We start from the raw sequence: 19,752 nt of genomic DNA on the forward strand, positions 1-19,752 counted from the left end.
ATCAAATTCGGCTGTGTCAGAACCGGAATAAGAAAAAACACCGGCCACAAAAAAGACATCAGTACACAGTTCAGGAAGTAGGGCGGGGTTCGAAACAGAATACGAAGTTCTTTGATCAAGTAAGCTTTTAGTACAGACTGCTGCACAGTCAACTTGTCATACCGGGATGCGCTAAGCCGTTTCCGCCGCGCCGACGATTCCGAAATGCCTAACACGCCTTTAAAATACAGGCGCTGTCCAAGAAAGACAAATCCGATAAAGAACAGACAAGAAAGGCTTAAGAAAAGCGTCAGATTCGCCAACCCTGCCAATGACGTCTCCTTCAACAGCGCATCAGCCGCCAGCTTGGCGCTTGGAAATGCCCGGGCCGCCAAATCGATGAAGGCGTTATGGCCGTTCTGCAGCATGTCTTGCAGCTGTTCGGGATTCATCGATTTGTTCATCGTACGTTGAAATAAAATATTGCCCCCGACAGAAAGAATAACCGCCACAATTCCCGCCAACATCCTAAAACGGTCTTTGTTGCGGGCGATACTGGAAAAGCTCATGGTGATCATGGCTACAAGGGAAGACAACACCAGCGGAATGATAGGGAGCGCCAGGAAGATAAGCCCCGAATAGATATAGTAGACGATTCCGCTGCCATTCTTGATCCCAAAGGTCAGCAGCACGGGCAAAAGCAGAAGCAGCTGCGTCAAATACTCATAAAGCAGCGTTACGATCAATTTGGCCGTCAAGATCTGGGCAGGCTTCAATGGAAGCGGCAGCAAGTGCTCGACGTCCTGAGAGAAGTAAAAGACGTTGATGACATAAAAAACGCCGAAAATGAAGATGACTACACATGTGACTGCCAGGCCAAGACCCGGGATCATCCCTTCGAGTCCAAAAGACGCAAGTCCGTCGTACATAAAAGAGACCAACGAAACCAAAGAGAACATCAAAGGCAAGAAGGCGGCCAATAGAAGCACCGGCAAAAGAAACCGTACGGAAAGCCTGCGTTTTTTCCTGCCTGCCCCCGTTAGCTGTCCTCCGCCGTTCTTGAGCAGGATGCGTGTTAGCAGAAGCGTTTTATTCATGATTCGTCAGCTCCAAAAACAGGCTTTCCAAGGACTGATCCGATTGGAAGCGCTCCTGCATGTCCTTAAATGTTCCGCAGAACAAGATCACGCCCTTATTGATGATCGCCACCCGGTCACACAGCTTTTCAGCCACCTCAAGCACATGGGTGGAGAAAAGTACCGTTTTGCCGCTGTCCGTATGCTCCCGCATCATTTCCTTCAGCGTGTACGATGATTTGGGGTCAAGACCGGTCAGGGGCTCGTCGAGAATCCATACGGCCGGGTCATGCACAAGGACACCCATAATAACGATTTTTTGCCGCATGCCGTGAGAATAGCTTTGGATCGGGTCAGATAACGCATGCAGCATATCGAAACGCCGGGCGAGCGCCTCTATACGTTCCTTTCTCAGCTCTCGCGGCACATCGTACATGTCGGCCATAAAATTCAAATATTCCAACCCCTTGAGCCGTAAAAACAAATCCGGACTATCCGGAACGTAGCCAAACTGCTTCTTCGCTTCAAGCGGCGATTGGGATATGTCCTTCCCGTTGATCCGGATCGTGCCTTTGTCCGGCTGAATAATGCCGGTGATCATTTTGATCGTTGTCGTTTTCCCGGCGCCGTTCGGTCCGAGAAAACCGAAGATTTCGCCGCCCCGGACAGTCAGCGTCAGGTTATCCACCGCTTTTACCGTACCGTTATAGCTTTTGGTCACGTCCATGAGCTCGATCATAACCATTCTCCTTCCCGATATGCCTTTATGTTCGTTAACTTAGTATCGTATTATATATGCCGGGTTTAACCGTCGCGAACAGAATCATGGTTCGCTTTTGGCGGGCCGCTTGTCTCGATCCGCACTCCCAATATCATCAGCCGGGATACGGCATAAGCCAGGCCTGTCCCGGCCGAAAGCATCAGCGGTACACCCAGCCACAACCTTTCAGGCCATGCAGTGCAAGCGAGAGCAACGCTCATGGCTAAGGTTGCCGGGAGCAGCAGCGTAAATACCGCACGGCTCATGCCGTCGGACAAATCCGCGGCCTCCCACCGGAACAGCCGGAGAACGGGAATCCAGCAGCTCCTGCCCGCTAATCCTAAGCCATGAAGCCAGCAGAAAAGCTACAACGCCCCAAAGCAGCCACTTCAACCATGAGGGCACGATCGCCACTGCATACATCACAAGCACCACAAACTGCACATAAAGCTTCATTCGCGGCCCGCTTCTGACAAACGCCTTCAAGGCCGCTTCCGCCACCCCTGTCCCCGGTGTCCGCCGGTGAAACAATCTGCCGGACCTGCGGAATAACAAGGGCCGGGAACGAGGGGTGCTCGGCGGTTTCTCTATCCCTTGGCTCAGCACAAGCGCAGCAATCTTCATCTTCTCTTTATGTTCGCGTTCGATATCGCCGAAGAAAGCCCCTTTACACGGATTCGGCGGCGAATGAATAACGATAATGTCCCCGCTGACAAGAAGCTGAGAAGCACCGGCACTACGCCGGCATCAGGCAATAAGCAAGTTTTGCCGGATACAAATGAATGGTATATTATAGTATAAATTTTATACACTTTCCCCAAGAATACCATATACCATAAAGCACAAAAAAACCACCTGTCAATAAAACAACAGGTGGTCCACTATTTGGAAATCTCGTATTACACACCAACGATGTGATACCCGCTATCTACATAAATTACTTCGCCAGTGATGCCCCGGGACAAGTTACTCATCAGGAACATAGCCGTATCGCCAACTTCGGCGGTTTCCGTCGTCCGGCGAAGAGGTGCTTTTTCCTCTACGGTTTTCAGGATGGAGTTAAAATCCTTAATCCCTTTCGCGGCAAGCGTCCGGATCGGACCGGCGGAGATGGCGTTCACGCGAATGTTGAATTGGCCCAGATCGTTCGCCAAATAACGCACGCTGGCTTCCAGAGCAGCCTTGGCAACCCCCATGACATTGTAGTTTTTCATGGCGCGTTCAGCCCCGAGGTAGGTCATCGTCATAATGCTTCCGCCCTCGGTCATGAGCGGATACAGCTTTTGTGCAACAGCAACCAGCGAATACGCGCTGATGTCGTGCGCCAGAGCGAATCCGTCCCGGCTCGTATTCACGAACAAGCCTTCAAGCTCTTCGGTCCGGGCAAAAGCAATGCTGTGCACGATACCGTGAAGCGCGCCGAAATGCTCCTTTAAGGAACCCGCCAGCTTCTCGATATCTTCATCAACGGTCACATTGCAAGGCAGCATGACCGCATCCGGAATCGTATTCACCAGTTTGCGCACGCGTTCCTCCACCCGTTCGTTCTCATACGTAAACACCAATTTGGCGCCTTGGCTCGCCAAAGACTGCGCAATCGCCCATGCGATACTCCGGTCATTAGCCACACCCATAACCACAATATTTTTACCCTCTAGCAAACTCATCCGTACGTTCCCCTCTCCATTGTCAAATAGGGCTTGGACACTTTCTTCCCTACTCAAAGTATATCATTTTACCGAATATTTCAAGCGAGCTTTTCGCCCCTGAACAGGACCGTTCACAGTTCAAAAGAAGCTTGGAACAGCACGGTTAAACCGGATTCTCCCCTCACAGATTAAATCAGCTTAAACAGCGCATCATCTTTCCTCCCGGCCTCCGATATCATATCGTGTATTCCGCCCATCCTAAATTCGAACTTAAAAACAAAGCACCCATACCATTAAGGAATGAGTGCTCCAAACTCCGGTTTGTAGGATCTACTTTCCAGCTCCAAAAAACAATTCGTCGGCTAATGCGGTTTGAATGCGCGCTTCTTCATCCGTGAGCTTGCGGACCAGCTCCATTTCGACCTCCGTCACTTCTTCCCCCTGGAAATTGATTTCGGCGATGGAGGCGAGAATCTTCACGATGGCAATCGCCTGATTGTCCGGGGTGTAAGCAATCACCTTCTGTCCTGCGGGATAAACGCGAAAGCCTTTCTTTACCATTTTGCCGCGGCCGTATTCCAGCAGCTCGAACAGCTCCTGCTCGGACTTAAATTTGCAAACGGAATTAAATTCGGTTTGAAAACCCATAGAATTTCTCCTCCCGGCTTGTTCATTAGCCTTAGCATAATGGAAGCGGCAAGGCAAAAGCAAGCCTGGACACGCGGCACATTCCCCGCATCCGATACCGAAACCCCGGAAAATTCCGACACCGCCCGCGAATCATAAATATAGAAAAACAACGCCTCGAAGGTGCATGGACACGGTAAAATTAGCAAAACCTAATCTACGGCACGTCTCATATGCATTTAAAAAGAATCCGAAATATGTAAAAGCCGGTAACGCGTACGTTCAGTCCACGCCGGCGAATCCGTGTAGCTCCAATAACGGTGCTTGCTGCTGACCGTATTGGCGTTAACCAGCGGCATCCCGTTGGAATCTTTGGCGGCAACCACTGTCGTGTGCTGGAATCGGCCGTCGCCGTCCCAGTCATAGCTGATGACATCGCCAGGCTCAAGCTCGGCCGCGCTGGAAACCTCCTGAGCGCGAAGACCTGATCGGCTGGTCAGCAAATAAAACTGCAGGCTTTCGGCAACAGCCCAACTGAAGCTCCACAGCTCCCGCCCGCCTACACGGCCTTTGTACCACCATCCCGTATCTCTCTGGCCCGTATGCTTCATCGGAGCGCCTCCGGCAAACAGACATTGGGACACATAGTTACTGCAGTTCACTTCGAATGTCAGGTAAGCCGGGTTCCCTTTATCCCACCAGAGATCCGCGTAACGGGCGGCCTCCATTCGATTGTATATCGCCCGCGCCGCGGAATGCTGCAGCTCCGGCACAAGCTGCCGGTTCAGGAAAGGCACGGACGGCGCCCGCATCAAACCGACCGCTGCGAATTCGTCCTCCGCCTCCATAATGCCGCCGGCAACAGCCGGCTTCAAACGAAGCGCCGCTTCCGTTTGGAGCGCTTCAATCTTAGCAATGATCCAGCCGTCGGCTCCGGGTACCAGCGTCACGCGCTCCTGCTCCAGCCGTTGTTCTTCATAAGAAGAGTGGCCAATCTGGCCTACGGAGGTTCTTCGCAGCAATACATCGGCCATAACCCGGTCTTCCCGCTCTGCAGCGCGTAATATCGTAAGGCGGGTTTCGCTTTTGACCGGCATGAAATGTCTATCCTTGTCCGTCGCCGCTCTGCGGGAAAGTCGGGCGGTCTGGTCGTGGAGGTATGCTTCGTCCTCTACAATCGGCAGCATGGGATCTACGGAATAATCGATGTCCATTTGATTGCGATGATGTACATAGTCGTACAGGATCGTTTTCCAAGTCATGGCATCTGGCCCCTTTCCTTAAAAAACCTGTCGGGAGTTATTCGGCGTTTCAAACATTCATTCCATTCGTATGCATAAAACCGTACAAAAATGATTCAAATCAACCTTTACGAAAAGGGGCCGCAGCATGTATACTGTAATTAGAGCTAATTTTGAAATCTAGTTTTACTAGGTGAAACAAAATAAAAGGCTGAATAATTGTTTTATAAGGAGGAATTAGCGACGATGTCTATCAAAGACCAATTTTCAGTCCGCAAGCAGCTGAACGTAGGCAATAAATCCTATAGCTACTACAGCCTGCCGGCGTTCGAAGAGCAAGGAAACGGAACGATTTCCAATCTCCCTTTTTCCATTAAAGTTCTTCTTGAAGCAGCCGTTCGTCAATTCGACGGAAAGGCCATTACACAAGAGCATGTCAAACAAATCGCTAACTGGGCCTCCGAACGCGACGCCAACAAAGAAATTCCTTTCATTCCTGCACGTATCGTGCTGCAGGACTTCACTGGCGTACCGGTTGTCGTTGACCTCGCAGCCATGAGAGATACCATGAAGCGTGCCGGAGGAGACCCGAAACGCATCAATCCGCTCGTGCCCGTTGATCTTGTTATCGACCACTCCGTCATGGTTGACGCATTCGGCTCCAAGGAAGCGCGTGAATATAACGAGAGAGTGGAGTTTGAACGCAACGAGGAACGCTACCGCTTCCTGCGCTGGGCGCAAACCGCTTTTGACAACTTCCGCGCCGTTCCGCCGGATACGGGGATCGTCCACCAGGTCAACCTGGAGTATCTGGCATCGGTTGCCGCTACGAAAACCGTTGACGGCGAAACGTTCGTATACCCGGATTCCCTTGTAGGCACCGACTCCCACACGACGATGATCAACGGTCTCGGTATCGTGGGCTGGGGCGTCGGCGGTATCGAGGCGGAAGCCGGAATGCTTGGCCAACCGCTCTATTTTGTTACACCTGAGGTTATCGGCTTCAAGCTGACAGGTACACTGGCAGAAGGCGCTACGGCAACAGACCTTGCTTTGACCGTTACGCAAATGCTGCGCAAGAAAGGCGTTGTCGGCAAATTCGTTGAATTCTACGGTCCCGGTCTGAGCAACATCAGCTTGGCAGACCGTGCAACGGTAGCCAACATGGCACCGGAATACGGCGCAACGATCGGCTTCTTCCCGGTGGACGCAGAGTCCTTGAACTACCTGAGAGGTACAGGGCGTTCCGAAGAACAAATCGCGCTCGTTGAAGCTTACTATAAAGCGCAAGGCATGTTCCGTACCGATGATACGCCGGATCCGGTATTCAGCGACACCATTGAGCTTGATCTTGGTTCCGTCGTTCCAAGCTTGGCCGGTCCGAAGCGTCCGCAGGACCGCGTAGAGCTGACGAACATGAAAGAATCGTTCAACAGCATCATTCGCACCCCGATTGAAAAAGGCGGCTACGGTCTCTCCGAAGAAAAAATCGCCGAAGTGGTGGAAGTGAAGCATCCTAACGGGGAGACAAGCAAAATGGGCACCGGTGCAGTGGTCATTGCTGCGATTACTTCCTGTACGAATACGTCCAACCCAAGCGTTATGCTGGGCGCCGGCCTTGTTGCGAAGAAAGCTGTAGCACGCGGTCTGCGCAAACCGGGTTATGTCAAGAGCTCTTTGACACCAGGTTCCCTGGTTGTAACCGACTACCTGAAAAAAGCGGGGCTTCTCGAACCGCTCGAATCGCTTGGCTTCCACGTGGCAGGCTACGGCTGCGCTACTTGTATCGGTAACTCCGGACCGCTTCCGGACGAAGTAAGCGCGGCGATTGCCGACAACGATATGACGGTTGCTGCCGTGCTTTCCGGTAACCGGAACTTTGAAGGCCGCGTTCATGCGCAAGTCAAAGCAAACTACCTGGCTTCTCCACCGCTAGTCGTAGCTTACGCTTTGGCGGGCACGGTGAATATTGACCTGGCCAACGATCCGATCGGTTACGATCAGAAGAACGAACCGGTATACCTGAAAGACATCTGGCCAACGGCTCAAGAGATTCAAGAAGCGATCCAGTCCGCAATGAGCCCTGAATTGTACCGTGCAAAATATGCCGACGTATTCCGTTCCAACCCTCGCTTCAATGCGATCCAGGTTCCGGAAGGCGATCTGTATGAGTGGGATGAAAAATCCACCTACATTGCCAATCCGCCGTTCTTTACCAATGTTGGCGATCAGCTCTCCGACATTACGAATATCCGCGGCGCCAAAACGCTGGCCTTGCTGGGCGACTCCGTAACAACGGACCACATCTCGCCTGCAGGCAACATCAAAGTCGACAGCCCGGCGGGTAAATACCTGATCGAGCATGGCGTGAAGAAGGAAGACTTTAACTCGTACGGCTCCCGCCGCGGTAACCACGAAGTGATGATGCGCGGCACATTCGCCAACATCCGGATCCGCAACCAAGTGGCTCCGGGTACTGAGGGCGGCGTAACCACTTACCTGCCGACAGGCGAGGTCATGTCCATCTATGACGCTTCCATGAAGTATCAAGAGCAAGGCACGAACCTTGTTGTCATTGCGGGTAAAGAATACGGTACGGGAAGCTCCCGCGACTGGGCGGCCAAAGGTACGTTCCTGCTCGGCGTGAAAGCCGTTATCGCCGAAAGCTTCGAGCGGATCCACCGTTCCAACCTGGTTGGCATGGGCGTATTGCCGCTGCAATTCATCGATGGCCAAAGCTGGAAATCCCTTGGCCTCACCGGTACCGAAACGTTCGATATTGTCGGCCTGAACAACGATGTACAGCCGGGTCAAAAATTAACCGTAAATGTAACCCGCGAAGACGGCTCCACCTTCAGCTTTGAAGTGATCGCCCGTCTGGACAGCTACGTTGACGTAGAATACTACCGCAACGGCGGTATTTTGCAGACAGTTCTGCGTCAAATCATGGCTTAATTGAAAATCCTTCAATATACAAAAACCTCCGAAGCCTCTATTTTTCCAGAGGCCCGGAGGTTTTTTTCATGGTTCTTCATGCGAACAGGCGTCGAAAAGAAGCGCTGCTTCATTTACTTCAGCATTTTGCCCATGCGCCGGGCGGCTTCCATAAGAATCGGCGCATGCTCTTTCATCATCTCCAGCGTCAGCCGGTTGGAGGGACCCGAAACCGCGAGCGCGGCAACCAGCCGCTGTGCCCGGCCGAAGATCGGAGCCGCCACAGCCGCAGCGCCGGGCTCGCGCTCCTCCACGCTGGTGGCATAGCCCAGCGTCCTTACTTCCTCCAGCTGCTCCATATAAGCAGCCGTACTCACCGTTTTTGGCCAGGCAGGATCGTGCAGCAAAGCCTGCTGCTCCGCAGGGTCCGCGAAGGCGACAAGGATTTTGCTCGACGCGCCGACGTACAGCGGCAGTCTTGCTCCGATCGGCGCCACACGGCGAATGGCTTGATTGCTCTGCACCGCCTGAACGCGGACACGCTCCATCCCGTCGCGCACATACAGACTGACCGTCTCTCCCACTTGGTCGCGCAGACGCTCCAGCTCCGGCAGCAGAATCAACGCGGGGTCGTCGCTGTGCGTCAGGTTCGCCGATAGCTCCCATATGCGAAAACCGAGCCGGTAGCGCTCCGATCCGGGATTGCGGATGATGAAGCCCTTGCCTTCCAGAGAAGCGAGCAGCCGATGAACCGTACTTTTGTGCAGCCCTACCCGTCCTGCAATTTCGGTTAAGCTCAAATCCTCGGCTTCCGTAAAACAAAGAAGGATATCCAAAGCACGCTCAACGGCGCGCACGGTTAATTTTCCGTCTTCCATCAGCTTCCCACCTTCCGAAAATCCGTTTCACCAGTTGAAATATATTATAGCTTATTTCGATGTATTTTCATATCTTTAAACTGAAAATCATCGTCATTCCCATTTTTCACTTCCATTAAGCATCTTCATTATTACAGGAAGATTACAGGTAGTTTACATTTTTCGACTTTCATTGACTCTATGCGGCAGTTGCCTATAATATTAAATTAATAAAATGATCCAAGCTTCATAATAATGTATGGTTCTTTATTCCCTCTTTGGAAATCAAATTTTCCTTTTGGAATAGTATAATTACAGAAACCTCAGTTTACGTTGGGAGGGATCCATCATGGAAACGAACTCTTACTCATCCGTCCCTTTAAATCCGGCAACCGTTGAAACCGCTCTCAAACGAACCTCGTTTGCCCGACGCCACAAAGGATGGCTTATCGCACTGATGTCCGTGCTGCTCTTGCTGTTCAGTTTGACTATGGCCTTTCACGCTTACGTTGCCTGGACTCTTGCACGGCCGCACATCGACCCGCTGCGCTCCAATCCCGCTCTTGCCTTCGGAGCTCCTTACGAGGACGTGCGCTTTCCGAGCCTAAACGAATTATCGGAGCTGTCAGGCTGGTACATTCCAGCTTCCGGGGCCGCGCCATCCAAGCAAACGGTCGTTTTCTCCCACGGCTACGGGGGCAACCGTGAAGAAATTTGGGTGCCGATCTATGATCTGGCCAAAGCCGTATACCATCAGGGATATAATGTATTGATGTTTGATTATGGGTATGTTCAACCCAATTGGAACGTGACCGGAGGGCTGCGCGAATCGCAGGAGCTGCTCGGTGCAGTCAAGTACGCCAAAGACCGCGGGGCCGAACGCGTCTATGTATGGGGCTTCTCTATGGGCGCGGGTACCGCTCTGCAGGCAGCGCTTCAAACCAGGGACATCGACGGCATGATTCTCGACAGCACATTTGTACTGGAGCCCGATACGCTGTATCACAACATGAAGCAAGAAGCCAATTTGCCTAAGGTCTCCCAGTCTTTGGTTCATATGTTTTTTCCATTGATCAATGGTGTCAGCATGAACCAAATGCCGTATTCGAAAGTCAAGGAAACACAGTATGATATCCCGATCTTCTTTATTCACGGCAAGAAGGATCTGAAAGCCCCTTACGAAACAGCCCAAGAGATTTACCAACGGCAAAAAGCGGATTCCGGCTCCCAGCTGTGGCTGCTCGAAAATGATGGGCATGAACTCATTTACCGGGCGCATAAAGAAGATTATCTTCAAATAACGACAGGCTTCCTGCGAACGCTGTCCAGCGCTCCTCCGGCTCCAGTTAAATTTAGCCATTCAAGGTAGCATAGGCAATGGCCTCCCCGAATACAATGATCTCGTACAACCAGCACAGAGTTGGAAGGACAGAACGACGGGGAGGTTTTTGTCATGCTGTATGTGTACGGAGCTTTGATGCCTTTAAGGGTGTTGGAGGAAATCCGTTTTTGGAAAATGCAGGAGAAGGAGCATACGGTCGTTATCCGCGAGCTTGTTCCGACGTTGGAACCGCAATTCGTTTTGCTGATGCAGCAATGGGAGGGCGTATTTGCCCAAACGGAGGCCGTTAGCGGACAGCTCATCGAAGCCGTGGTCCGTTCCCATCCGCCGATCAGCCCCTATTTGTCCGCACAAATCCAACAGCTGCTCTACATCTCCATCCGCCAATCACGCGAATTCGTCAACCAGTTGTTTAACCTCATGAAACAAAGCCAGCCTGTCCGGTCAAACCCAGTCATCCAGACGGTGGTTATGCATATTATTCGCGAATCGGAGTACTTTATTGGCGTGCTTCATGCCGCCAGCCCGGGACCATTCATGGACGAATATGTCTGGCCTCGGGAATTCGCAGTTAAAGAGGGAACGCCAGCACCATCGCCGGATACGGAGGAAAAAGCCCACATCCACAGATTAAGCAGCGATGAAGAGTTAACCGCTACACAGGAAGGAACCTGGTCGTCGGGTATTAGACCTACGACACCGGCCCTGAAACCGGTGCCGATCGGTGGTCATGTGCTGCCGGCGCTCCCCTACGCTTATGATGCGTTGGAGCCGTATATCGATACGGAAACGATGAAGCTTCATCATGATAAACATCATAAGAGCTATGTGGATGGTTTAAATTATGCGGAAACGATGCTGGCCAAAGCGAGGGAAAGCAATGATTTTGCGCTGGTGAAGCATTGGGAACGCGAACTCGCGTTTAACGGTGCGGGGCATTACCTTCATACGATATTCTGGAATATCATGAAGCCCAGCGGCGGCGGACCGGCTACCGGACCGATTGCTGCCGAGATCAGGAAATCGTTCGGCAGCTTTGAAGCGTTTAAAAAGCAGTTTAGCTCAGCAGCGGATAAAGTGGAGGGTGGAGGCTGGGCTATTCTCGTATGGAGTCCGCGCAGCCATCGGCTGGAGATTTTACAGGCGGAAAAGCACCAAAATTTATCCCAATGGGATGTGATCCCTCTACTTGTGCTGGATGTCTGGGAACACGCCTACTACCTCAAGTACAAGAATGAGCGGTCGAAGTATATCGAATCCTGGTGGCATACCATCAACTGGGATCATGTCAATGAGCGGTTCTCCGCCGCCCGGATGCTGAGGTGGCTTCCTTATTGACCGGTATATGTGAAATTATCCTTGCGGCATGAACAAAAGCACCAGAGCGCTCATCCCATGCGCCCAGTGCTTTTGTTCAACTGCGTTATCCGGTTTGGACAAACCATCGCAAACGGCCTATGTCATTACTCCTTTACCAGAGCAAGAAACTCAGCCCGCGCAGCCGCGTCCTTGCGGAACAAGCCCCGAACGGCAGAGGTCACGGTCTTGCTGCCCGGCTTCTTCACACCGCGGGCGCACATGCACAGATGCTCCCCTTCCACGACGACCATACAACCGTGCGGCTCCAGCACCTCTTCTATAATATCAGCAATCTCCGAGGTGATTCTCTCTTGTACCTGCAATCGGCGGGTCACCGCTTCCACGAGCCGGGCAAATTTGCTGAGTCCGGCAATCTTGCCGCTCGGAATATACCCGATATGAATCTTGCCGAAAAAAGGCGCCATATGATGCTCGCACTGGCTGTAGTACACGATATCCTTGACGATGACAAGCTCCTCGTGCTTTTCATCGAAAGCCACGCCCAAAATCTCCCTGAAGTCGGCCTCATAGCCCGCAAAAATTTCTTCATACATGCGCGTTACCCTCGCAGGGGTATCCAGCAGCCCTTCCCTGTCCACATCCTCGCCAATTAAACGCAAAATTTGGCGAATATGCTCTTCGATTTGTTCGCGGTTTTCGGCAACCAGACGGTTCTTATATTCCTTCGCCGGCATCGTCAATCCCCCTTCTTTTCAAATTTTCGATGGTGCAAAGAAGAAAGCCTGCGCCTTGAAGGCTTCAGGCTCACGGACGAAACTTTTGATTTTTCATCATCTGCTGCATTTTCTGCATTTGCTGTTTGTTCAAGTTATAGCCCATCTGCTTGGCCATACGCTGCAGCATTTCCGGGTTGCTCTGCATTTTTTCGAGCTGCTTGCGCAAATAGTAGACGCCGATAAAGAAACCGCCTACCCCTCCAACCAATAGCGCAATAACTCCTGTAATGATATATCCCCACATGTTGAACCTTCACCTCAAACGATGGATGTCATTTAATCATCATAGCATGTCAAGACTGCCGTTACAAATGGTTTTGCAAAGCTTTTTCATTAGGTCAGCACACCATCAATAAATATGGTCGTATGCTTAGCCAGATCGATTTCCTTGATCTCAAGGTCATCCGCGCTGCCCTTGACGACACGTACGATAGGACGGCCCGGCAGTCCGCGGTGCTGTCCTACGACTACCCCCGTTTCCCGGGTCGATAACCTGACGGAAGAGCCGGTAGGGTAAACCGACACGATGCGCAGAAATTGAATGACGATCTCCCGGTCCAGCTTGTCCCCCGCCAGCACCATCATGCGTTCACAAGCTTCATGCGGCAGCATTCTCCGTCCTTCCGACAAATCGGACAGCAGGTTGTCATATGTATTGGCTACGGCGGTGATTTTCGCATACAAATGGATTTCATCGCCTGTCAAACGCCGCGGCAGACCTTGTCCGTCCATCGTTTCATGATGCTGAAATGCCACATGGGCGATCAACAGGTTCAGCTCTCTCTTCGATTTCAGCACCTCGAAGCCCCGCCACGTATGATGCCTTTTCCTATCGGGGCTTTCGTCATCTGTGATCTTGTCCAGCTTGCCTATATCGTGCATCAGCGCTCCAATGGCCAGCTCTCTCAATTGCGGCATGGAGAGTCCCAGATTGATCCCGATCAAGGTGGACATCATACAAACGTTAATGGCATGCACGTACATCTCGTTATCTTCCGTACGGATATCGGATAATTGCACCAGCACTTCCTTGTTTTGCATGATCTCTTCCAGGAGATTATCGATACTTCCAATGACGTGCTTGGTGTTAAAATCTTTACCGGACCGGATCGAATGGAACGTTTCTCCCATTTGCTTCATCACAATCTGTTTCGTTTCCTCCGATACAAGCTCGGGAATCTCGATGTCTTCAAACTGCAAATCCTTAATATAGATCATGGTGACACCGATCCGCTTGAGCGTCGTAATCATGTAAACGGTCAACTGTACGCCTTCCGATAACAGGACCGATCCGTTCGCCGAGAAAATCGTACGTCCTAAATATTGCCCTGGCTCTACATTATCAATATGCACATACCTCATGGCTGATCTCCTTCCATCGAAAAGCCTTCGTGCTGAAGCAAAAAGGTTTTTTTGTCAAGCCCGCCGCCATAGCCGACCAAGGTTCCGTTTGCGCCGATCACTCGATGGCAGGGAACGATAATCGGCACCGGGTTGCCATTATTGGCACCTCCTACCGCCCGAACCGCTTTAGGCGAGCCGATCCGTTCGGCGATATCCTTGTACGAACGAGTGCTCCCGAACGGAATCTCCGTAAGCGCCTCCCAGACTTTCACTTGAAAGGGGGTTCCCTTCAGATCCAAAGGCAAATGAAAGGAGTGCAGCGCTCCGGCAAAATAATCCCGAAGCTGTCCCGCTGCTTCGGCCAGCGACTTCGGAGCCCGCTCCCATTCTTCCGTTCCATAGCGGAGCCGGGACCACGCTCTGAGCTTAGTCTCCGTCTCCTTAAACGTTCCGAATTCAATGGAACACAAGCCTTTATCGCTCCATCCCAACGTCAACGGCCCGATGGGCGATTCCATTTCATCATATTTAATTCGACTTGTCATATCATTCCACCTGCTGCCCCTCCGCATATTGGCTTATCGCTTTGGCGAGCTCGCGCCGCACCGCTTCGTCCTGTTCCTTCCCGGCTGCCGCTTCCAGCGCCTCACGGGCTTCCGCTCCGCCGATTCGGCCCAACGCCCACACAGCCGCACCGCGAATTTCAGGACGCTCGTCGGTCCGCAGCAGACGGATCAATTCCGGGACCGCCGTCTTATCGCGGAAATTTCCGAGCGCCAGAATCGCGTTGCGCTGGATCGGCTTACGTCCTCGCCATGCAGCCGCGCTTGAGCCGAAACGCTCTTTGAATTCGCGGTTCGACAGGAACAGCAGCGGCTTAAGCAGCGGCTTCACCAGTTCCGGGTCAGGCTCAAGCTCCGGATGATGATCCGCATGCATTCCTTTGTTCTTCGGACAGACGATTTGGCAAGTATCACAGCCGTACAGCCGGTTTCCGATCTTGCGCTTCAACTCATCATCTTCGATGTGCCCCTTGGTCTGCGTAAGATACGAAACGCAGCGCTGCGCGTTGAGCTGACCCGGCCCGACAAGAGCTCCCGTCGGACAGGCATCGATGCATAGCGTGCAGTCCCCGCAGCTCTCCGTTACAGGCGTATCCGGCGGGAACGGCACATTCGTGATCAGCTCGCCCAGATACACCCAAGAGCCCCATTCCGGCGTGATGACCGAACAGTTTTTACCCAACCAGCCAATGCCGGCCCGTTTGGCCACCGCACGGTCCACCAGCGCCCCGGTATCGACCATGCTGACCGTCCGGGCTCCCGGCACCCGTTCCCGGATCCACTGCTCAAGCCGTTCAAGCCGGTTTCGCAGCACATGATGATAATCTGTTCCCCAGGCGGAACGTGACAATATGCCACGGTAGGCGCCCGGTTCCGACCTGGGCGGATTCTTCATCTTCGACGGATAGGCCACCGCGATGGAGATTATCGATCTCGGCGCTTTCAACGTTAAAGCCGGATCCACCCGTTTATCGATATCGGGCTCCTCGAACCCCGATTCATATCCTTTTTCACGATGCTTTAAGAGAATATCCTTCAACTCAACGAACGGATCTGCTGAGGCAAAACCGATTTTATCAATTCCAAGCCGGGGAGCATCCGCCCGCAGTTCTTCCTTCAGCCGGGCCCAATCCACAGCTTCATTTTTAACCATTACAGGCTCCTCCATTGTTTTGGCGGCCATACGATCATCTCTGCCCGCCCCTCCACTTTCGATAGCGGGACCGCTCCGAAGCTTCGGCTGTCGTTGCTGGCATACCGATGCCGGTTGTCCCCCATGACGAACAGATGGCCTTCCATGATGATATACGGTTCGAACCGCCCGTCTTCTATTAAACTATCCGTATAAGACTCGTGCAACCCTTGGGGAGTTGAGGCTTTCCTCCGGTTGAGGTTCTGTTTCATCGGGAGAACACAGCCGTATCCTATCCCTCCGCTCCGTGTTCTCTCCATCGCTCATAGTAAAACTTGATGTGCTCATCACGAAAAGGCGGTTCGGCTCCCTGCACCCGCGCCAGCAGCGCCTTCAATCCCTGCTTCACTTTGCCGTCGACAACAGAGGAATAATGATACAGCTGCTTGTGCTGCTCGTATTCCTCCTGATCGACAACGTATACCTCCCCGCCCGGCATCCGTATGACATCCAAATCATAATCAATATAGGTGATCACCCTGCCGTTGACATAAGGCGGAGAGGCGACATTGCAGTAATAACGAATACCGTTGTCTTCCAGCAAAGCCACAACATTAAACCACTGCTTCGGAATAAAAAACGACACGCCTGGAATTCGGCTTACCCATTCCTTTCCGTCCGCCTCGACAATTTTGGTTTGACTGTTGATGAGCACCAGCATCGCTTCTTTGCGATGATCTTCATGGAGCAGGCCTTCAGGCACAAGCCAATTTTTCAGCCACATCCGGTGCAGGTGCCCGTCGTGCTTGAAGCTTTTGATTACATACGATGAGAAAGTGTTCATCCGGTCCTGACCCTTCTGCATTTTCGGCACCCGGCCGGCATGCGCTTTGCTTGTTTGTCCCCTTAATCTTTGATCTTAGCATAAACTTATGCAGAACAGCTTTCAAGAGTCTGGTCCCGATCGGGAATACAAAAAAAGCATAACTGCGAAAGCCGCAACAGCTCCCCGTTATGCCCCATGTATTAATAAAAGCCTGATTCTGCTTGTTATTTACCCGTTAACAATGCTTAACCGGTGGGCCGTCCGGGAAAAATCGGTCGATTGGTATCCGGCCTTTTCATAAACCGGAAGCACTACTTCGTTATGCACATCAACCGTTACCATAATACGGCGCACCTTGCGTCCCAGGAATCTTTGCCGGAGCGACTCGATCAGCGCTTGACCGATTCCACGCCGCTGATGCTGCTGCTCTACCGCGATCCGGTAGTAATAGCCATTGTCATTGTCGATCGTTCCTACGATTACTCCGACAATCTTGCCCTCTTCCTCGGCCACCAGGACGAGTTCGCTATCCCACGACAACTGCCGGGCGAAAGCTTCCATCGTCTCCTGATAACAGGGTTCGGACAATACATTCTTGAAAAGCTCGGTGACCGAAACGTAATCAGACAAATAAAAAGTACGAACCTGATAGGAATTTACAAGCATATTAAACTCCCCCACCTTGTGTGCTATTTATACAGAATACCACAAATATCGCAAAATTCCTTCTAAAATTGTATAAAAAGACACATTTATTTTCATTTTCTCGGTAAAGCGCTTTATATTAAGCGGTTTCAAGGAAATAAACAAGAAGATTAACATATTTTTACTTTCATTTCTTACTACGATAGATATGCCGTTCATAGGATTCGTATTCAAAAGAATAACAAGCCTTTCCGGCTCATTATTCCTTTTTTTTCTATTCCTTCCATAAGATCAAGGAGATTTATAGACATAACGAAATGAAAAAACAAAACCGTCCTCTGCCTATGCAAAGAACGGTCATTGACATTTCTTATCTTACCCCAAACAAAATTTCGCAAGTGAGCTGGTCCAGCCTCTCATACGGTATGCCTTCCGCGCCAATGGCTGTACGGTCCACCTGATAGCTCTGGAGAGCTTTGAGGCTTTCCGGCGAGAATTTGAAGTCGAAGTCCGGAAGCTCCAGCTTCTTGCCGTTCATTTCTGCGATGAGCGCTTGAATCTCCTGGTCCGCATTAAATTGCGCCACTTTTTCCTTGAGAATCAAGTAGGTTCTCATGCAGCCCTTGGCGAACTCAATGACGCCTTGACGGTCTTCTGTACGCAGTGCATGGGCGTCAAAATGCTTCATTCCGGTGTATTGATAATCCTCCAGCAGTTTCACGAGAAAGAATGCTTCCTTAATACCGTCGGATCCGAAGCGCAGGTCTTGGTCGAAGCGGCTCATCTTCTGATCGTTCAAGTCAATGTGGAACAGCTTGCCGGCCTCCAACGCCTGGGCTACCGCATGATAGAAGTTAAGTCCGGCCATGCGCTCGTGCGCCACCTCCGGATTAACGCCAACCATGTCCGGATAATCAAGTGTGGCAATCATGCCGAGCATAGCCCCCGTCGTCGGCAGATAAATGTCGGCGCGCGGCTCGTTCGGCTTGGCTTCAAGCGCAAACTTATATCCGTACTTTTGCGACAGGTTGTATTCACACAGGTAGTTCAACGCTTCACGGTAACGCTTCATAGCCTCGACGGCATTCTTGCCTGCATCGACCTCGGAGCCCTCACGCCCGCCCCACAGTACGAACACTTCCGCTCCAAGCTCGGCGCCCAAATCCATGGACTCTATCGTCTTTTGGAGCGCATAAGCGCGGACGCGCGGATCGTTAGAGGTGAAAGCACCGTCTTTAAAGATCGGATCGGTAAACAGGCTGACCGTAACCATCGGGACCTTCAAACCGGTTTGTTCCAAAGCACATCTGAATCCGCTTACAATCCGCTGCTTTTCAACAGGCGTCGCATCGATCGGAACAAGATCGTTATCGTGGAAGTTTACGCCGTAAGCTCCAAGCTCCGCAAGCATATGTACGGCTTCCACAGGAGAAAACCCATCGCGTACGGGCAGGCCGAACGGGTCGCGCCCCGGATTGCCGACAGTCCATAAACCAAATGTAAAGCGGTCTTCTTTGACGGGGATGAATTTACTCATAAAGCGCACCTCCGGATATACTTTGTTTATTTAATAAACAATCTTTCGGATTTAGTGTACCATCGAACATAAGAAAAGAAAAGAGAAAAAATTTGCGGAATTCGAGCTGATGATTCATGTATAAAAGCTGACGCAAGGTGAAACGATAATCCGGAAAACGCTGAGTATCCGAAAGGAGGAGACCGATGACGGAGCGGCTGACCGGCGGACCAGTACGCCGGATTCATGAATTGAATGACAGGAAGACGTCCGAGTGGACCTCTGAAGAACTGCATTACCATCAGAGGGCCATGAGCGACTTATCCCCATGGCTGAACGCGCAAGGTACGGCCATGCTCGGACAAATCATTACGGAAATCGAACGTCGGGGCGGCGTGCAGTCTCAAGGGCCGTAACGAGACTGTAATCAATACTTAATATACATAAATGTTGATTTTATATAAAAAATAGGCGTATAATAAAACTTGGAAATTTATATATCCTAGGAGGTAGATTTGAAGATGGCACACCAATTACCGGCACTTCCTTATCCAAACAACGCGCTCGAGCCTTACATTGACGAACTGACCATGACGATTCACCACGATCGTCACCACAACACATACGTAACGAACTTGAACGCGGCATTGGAAGGGCATGCTGACCTTCAGTCCAAAAGCGTTGAAGAGCTCATTGCCGACCTGAACAGCGTACCTGAAGCTATTCGTACTGCAGTTCGCAACAATGGCGGCGGCCACGCTAACCACTCCCTGTTCTGGGAAACGATCGGCCCTAACGGCGGCGGCGCTCCAAGCGGCAAGCTGGCTGACGCAATCAACAACGAGCTCGGCGGTTTCGATAAATTCAAAGAAGACTTTACCAAAGCGGCCACTACCCGTTTTGGCTCTGGTTGGGCTTTCCTTGCCGTATCCAAAGACGGCAAGCTGAAAGTATACAGCCTGCCAAACCAAGATAGCCCGATCATGGAAGGCGACACGCCGATCCTCGGACTGGACGTATGGGAGCACGCTTACTACCTGAAGTACCAAAACAAACGCCCTGACTACATTGCAGCGTTCTGGAACGTTGTCAACTGGGCTGAAGTAGGCAAACGTTACGAAGCTGCTGTAAAGTAACGTTCTTTCATAGTAAAGACCGCTCGGTA

General features: G+C 51.7%; 21 protein-coding genes (1 of these 21 running past the window's edge). 5 read left to right on the top strand and 16 right to left on the bottom strand.

Features of this window, described 5'->3' with window-relative positions; all coding sequences use genetic code 11:
* The 6 genes from IJ22_RS19005 to IJ22_RS19030 all read right to left on the bottom strand — a co-directional run.
* Positions 1 to 1,076, bottom strand: partial view of a putative ABC transporter permease subunit gene (locus tag IJ22_RS19005; RefSeq protein WP_062409933.1) — the 5' portion only. 598 nt of this gene lie to the left of the window's left edge; 1,076 of the gene's 1,674 nt are visible here — the first part of the coding sequence; the start codon lies at positions 1,074 to 1,076; the stop codon falls past the left edge of the window.
* Positions 1,069 to 1,794 (bottom strand): ABC transporter ATP-binding protein, encoded by a 726-nt coding sequence (locus IJ22_RS19010; protein WP_062409934.1) that lies wholly within the window; start codon positions 1,792 to 1,794, stop codon positions 1,069 to 1,071. The genes IJ22_RS19005 and IJ22_RS19010 overlap by 8 nt, the downstream gene beginning before the upstream one ends.
* A gap of 207 nt (positions 1,795 to 2,001) precedes the next feature.
* Entirely contained in the window at positions 2,002 to 2,517 is a 516-nt protein-coding gene (locus tag IJ22_RS19015) for an ABC transporter permease (protein WP_309144123.1), read from the bottom strand.
* Positions 2,518 to 2,714: 197 nt separating this feature from the next.
* Positions 2,715 to 3,482 carry an enoyl-ACP reductase FabI gene (fabI, locus tag IJ22_RS19020; RefSeq protein WP_054819545.1) on the bottom strand — a complete coding sequence of 256 codons (768 nt, stop codon included), beginning with the start codon at positions 3,480 to 3,482 and terminating at the stop codon, positions 2,715 to 2,717.
* A 312-nt stretch (positions 3,483 to 3,794) separates the two neighbouring features.
* Complete coding sequence (locus tag IJ22_RS19025) at positions 3,795 to 4,112, bottom strand: hypothetical protein (protein ID WP_054819544.1); 318 nt, start codon at positions 4,110 to 4,112, stop codon at positions 3,795 to 3,797.
* A gap of 218 nt (positions 4,113 to 4,330) precedes the next feature.
* Positions 4,331 to 5,353: an amidase domain-containing protein gene (locus IJ22_RS19030; protein ID WP_054819543.1), complete on the bottom strand. Its 1,023-nt coding sequence runs from the start codon at positions 5,351 to 5,353 to the stop codon at positions 4,331 to 4,333.
* A 225-nt stretch (positions 5,354 to 5,578) separates the two neighbouring features.
* On the opposite strand from IJ22_RS19030, the gene acnA reads away from it, so the two are divergent.
* Positions 5,579 to 8,287, top strand: a complete 2,709-nt coding sequence (gene acnA, locus IJ22_RS19035) for an aconitate hydratase AcnA (protein WP_062409936.1) — start codon at positions 5,579 to 5,581, stop codon at positions 8,285 to 8,287.
* A gap of 113 nt (positions 8,288 to 8,400) precedes the next feature.
* Here acnA and IJ22_RS19040 read toward each other — a convergent pair whose 3' ends face one another.
* The gene (locus tag IJ22_RS19040; RefSeq protein WP_054819542.1) at positions 8,401 to 9,144 is read right to left on the bottom strand and encodes an IclR family transcriptional regulator; all 744 of its coding nucleotides are present in this window, start codon (positions 9,142 to 9,144) and stop codon (positions 8,401 to 8,403) included.
* Between the two features lie 328 nt (positions 9,145 to 9,472).
* On the opposite strand from IJ22_RS19040, the gene IJ22_RS19045 reads away from it, so the two are divergent.
* Both IJ22_RS19045 and IJ22_RS19050 read left to right on the top strand, forming a co-directional pair.
* Positions 9,473 to 10,492, top strand: a complete 1,020-nt coding sequence (locus IJ22_RS19045) for an alpha/beta hydrolase (protein ID WP_054819541.1) — start codon at positions 9,473 to 9,475, stop codon at positions 10,490 to 10,492.
* An 84-nt stretch (positions 10,493 to 10,576) separates the two neighbouring features.
* Positions 10,577 to 11,803, top strand: coding sequence for a Fe-Mn family superoxide dismutase (locus IJ22_RS19050; RefSeq protein WP_062409937.1), 1,227 nt, complete (start codon positions 10,577 to 10,579; stop codon positions 11,801 to 11,803).
* Positions 11,804 to 11,928: 125 nt separating this feature from the next.
* Here IJ22_RS19050 and folE read toward each other — a convergent pair whose 3' ends face one another.
* The 9 genes from folE to xylA form a co-directional block, all read right to left on the bottom strand.
* The gene (gene folE / locus IJ22_RS19055) at positions 11,929 to 12,519 is read right to left on the bottom strand and encodes a GTP cyclohydrolase I FolE (protein WP_062409938.1); all 591 of its coding nucleotides are present in this window, start codon (positions 12,517 to 12,519) and stop codon (positions 11,929 to 11,931) included.
* A 70-nt stretch (positions 12,520 to 12,589) separates the two neighbouring features.
* Entirely contained in the window at positions 12,590 to 12,805 is a 216-nt protein-coding gene (locus IJ22_RS19060) for a YneF family protein (RefSeq protein ID WP_062409939.1), read from the bottom strand.
* 89 nt (positions 12,806 to 12,894) lie between these two features.
* The gene (locus tag IJ22_RS19065) at positions 12,895 to 13,923 is read right to left on the bottom strand and encodes an HD-GYP domain-containing protein (RefSeq protein ID WP_062409940.1); all 1,029 of its coding nucleotides are present in this window, start codon (positions 13,921 to 13,923) and stop codon (positions 12,895 to 12,897) included.
* Positions 13,920 to 14,450 carry a methylated-DNA--[protein]-cysteine S-methyltransferase gene (locus IJ22_RS19070; RefSeq protein ID WP_062409941.1) on the bottom strand — a complete coding sequence of 177 codons (531 nt, stop codon included), beginning with the start codon at positions 14,448 to 14,450 and terminating at the stop codon, positions 13,920 to 13,922. Before IJ22_RS19070 ends, IJ22_RS19065 begins: the two co-directional genes overlap by 4 nt.
* A gap of 1 nt (position 14,451) precedes the next feature.
* Complete coding sequence (gene queG, locus IJ22_RS19075; protein ID WP_235594169.1) at positions 14,452 to 15,621, bottom strand: tRNA epoxyqueuosine(34) reductase QueG; 1,170 nt, start codon at positions 15,619 to 15,621, stop codon at positions 14,452 to 14,454.
* Positions 15,621 to 15,872 (bottom strand): S26 family signal peptidase, encoded by a 252-nt coding sequence (locus tag IJ22_RS19080; protein ID WP_235594170.1) that lies wholly within the window; start codon positions 15,870 to 15,872, stop codon positions 15,621 to 15,623. Before IJ22_RS19080 ends, queG begins: the two co-directional genes overlap by 1 nt.
* A gap of 20 nt (positions 15,873 to 15,892) precedes the next feature.
* The gene (locus tag IJ22_RS19085; protein WP_082661025.1) at positions 15,893 to 16,465 is read right to left on the bottom strand and encodes a DUF402 domain-containing protein; all 573 of its coding nucleotides are present in this window, start codon (positions 16,463 to 16,465) and stop codon (positions 15,893 to 15,895) included.
* A 189-nt stretch (positions 16,466 to 16,654) separates the two neighbouring features.
* A complete protein-coding gene (locus IJ22_RS19090; RefSeq protein ID WP_062409944.1) occupies positions 16,655 to 17,092 on the bottom strand; it encodes a GNAT family N-acetyltransferase in 438 nt (145 codons plus the stop codon).
* 349 nt (positions 17,093 to 17,441) lie between these two features.
* Positions 17,442 to 18,608 carry a xylose isomerase gene (xylA, locus tag IJ22_RS19095; RefSeq protein WP_062409945.1) on the bottom strand — a complete coding sequence of 389 codons (1,167 nt, stop codon included), beginning with the start codon at positions 18,606 to 18,608 and terminating at the stop codon, positions 17,442 to 17,444.
* 185 nt (positions 18,609 to 18,793) lie between these two features.
* Between xylA and IJ22_RS19100 the strand changes: the two genes are divergently transcribed.
* A complete protein-coding gene (locus tag IJ22_RS19100) occupies positions 18,794 to 19,003 on the top strand; it encodes a hypothetical protein (RefSeq protein ID WP_062409947.1) in 210 nt (69 codons plus the stop codon).
* 105 nt (positions 19,004 to 19,108) lie between these two features.
* Positions 19,109 to 19,723: a superoxide dismutase gene (locus tag IJ22_RS19105; protein WP_062409949.1), complete on the top strand. Its 615-nt coding sequence runs from the start codon at positions 19,109 to 19,111 to the stop codon at positions 19,721 to 19,723.
* The last annotated feature ends 29 nt before the right edge of the window (positions 19,724 to 19,752 follow it).

Source organism: Paenibacillus naphthalenovorans (assembly GCF_001465255.1).
In the GTDB taxonomy this organism is placed as follows: domain Bacteria; phylum Bacillota; class Bacilli; order Paenibacillales; family NBRC-103111; genus Paenibacillus_G; species Paenibacillus_G naphthalenovorans.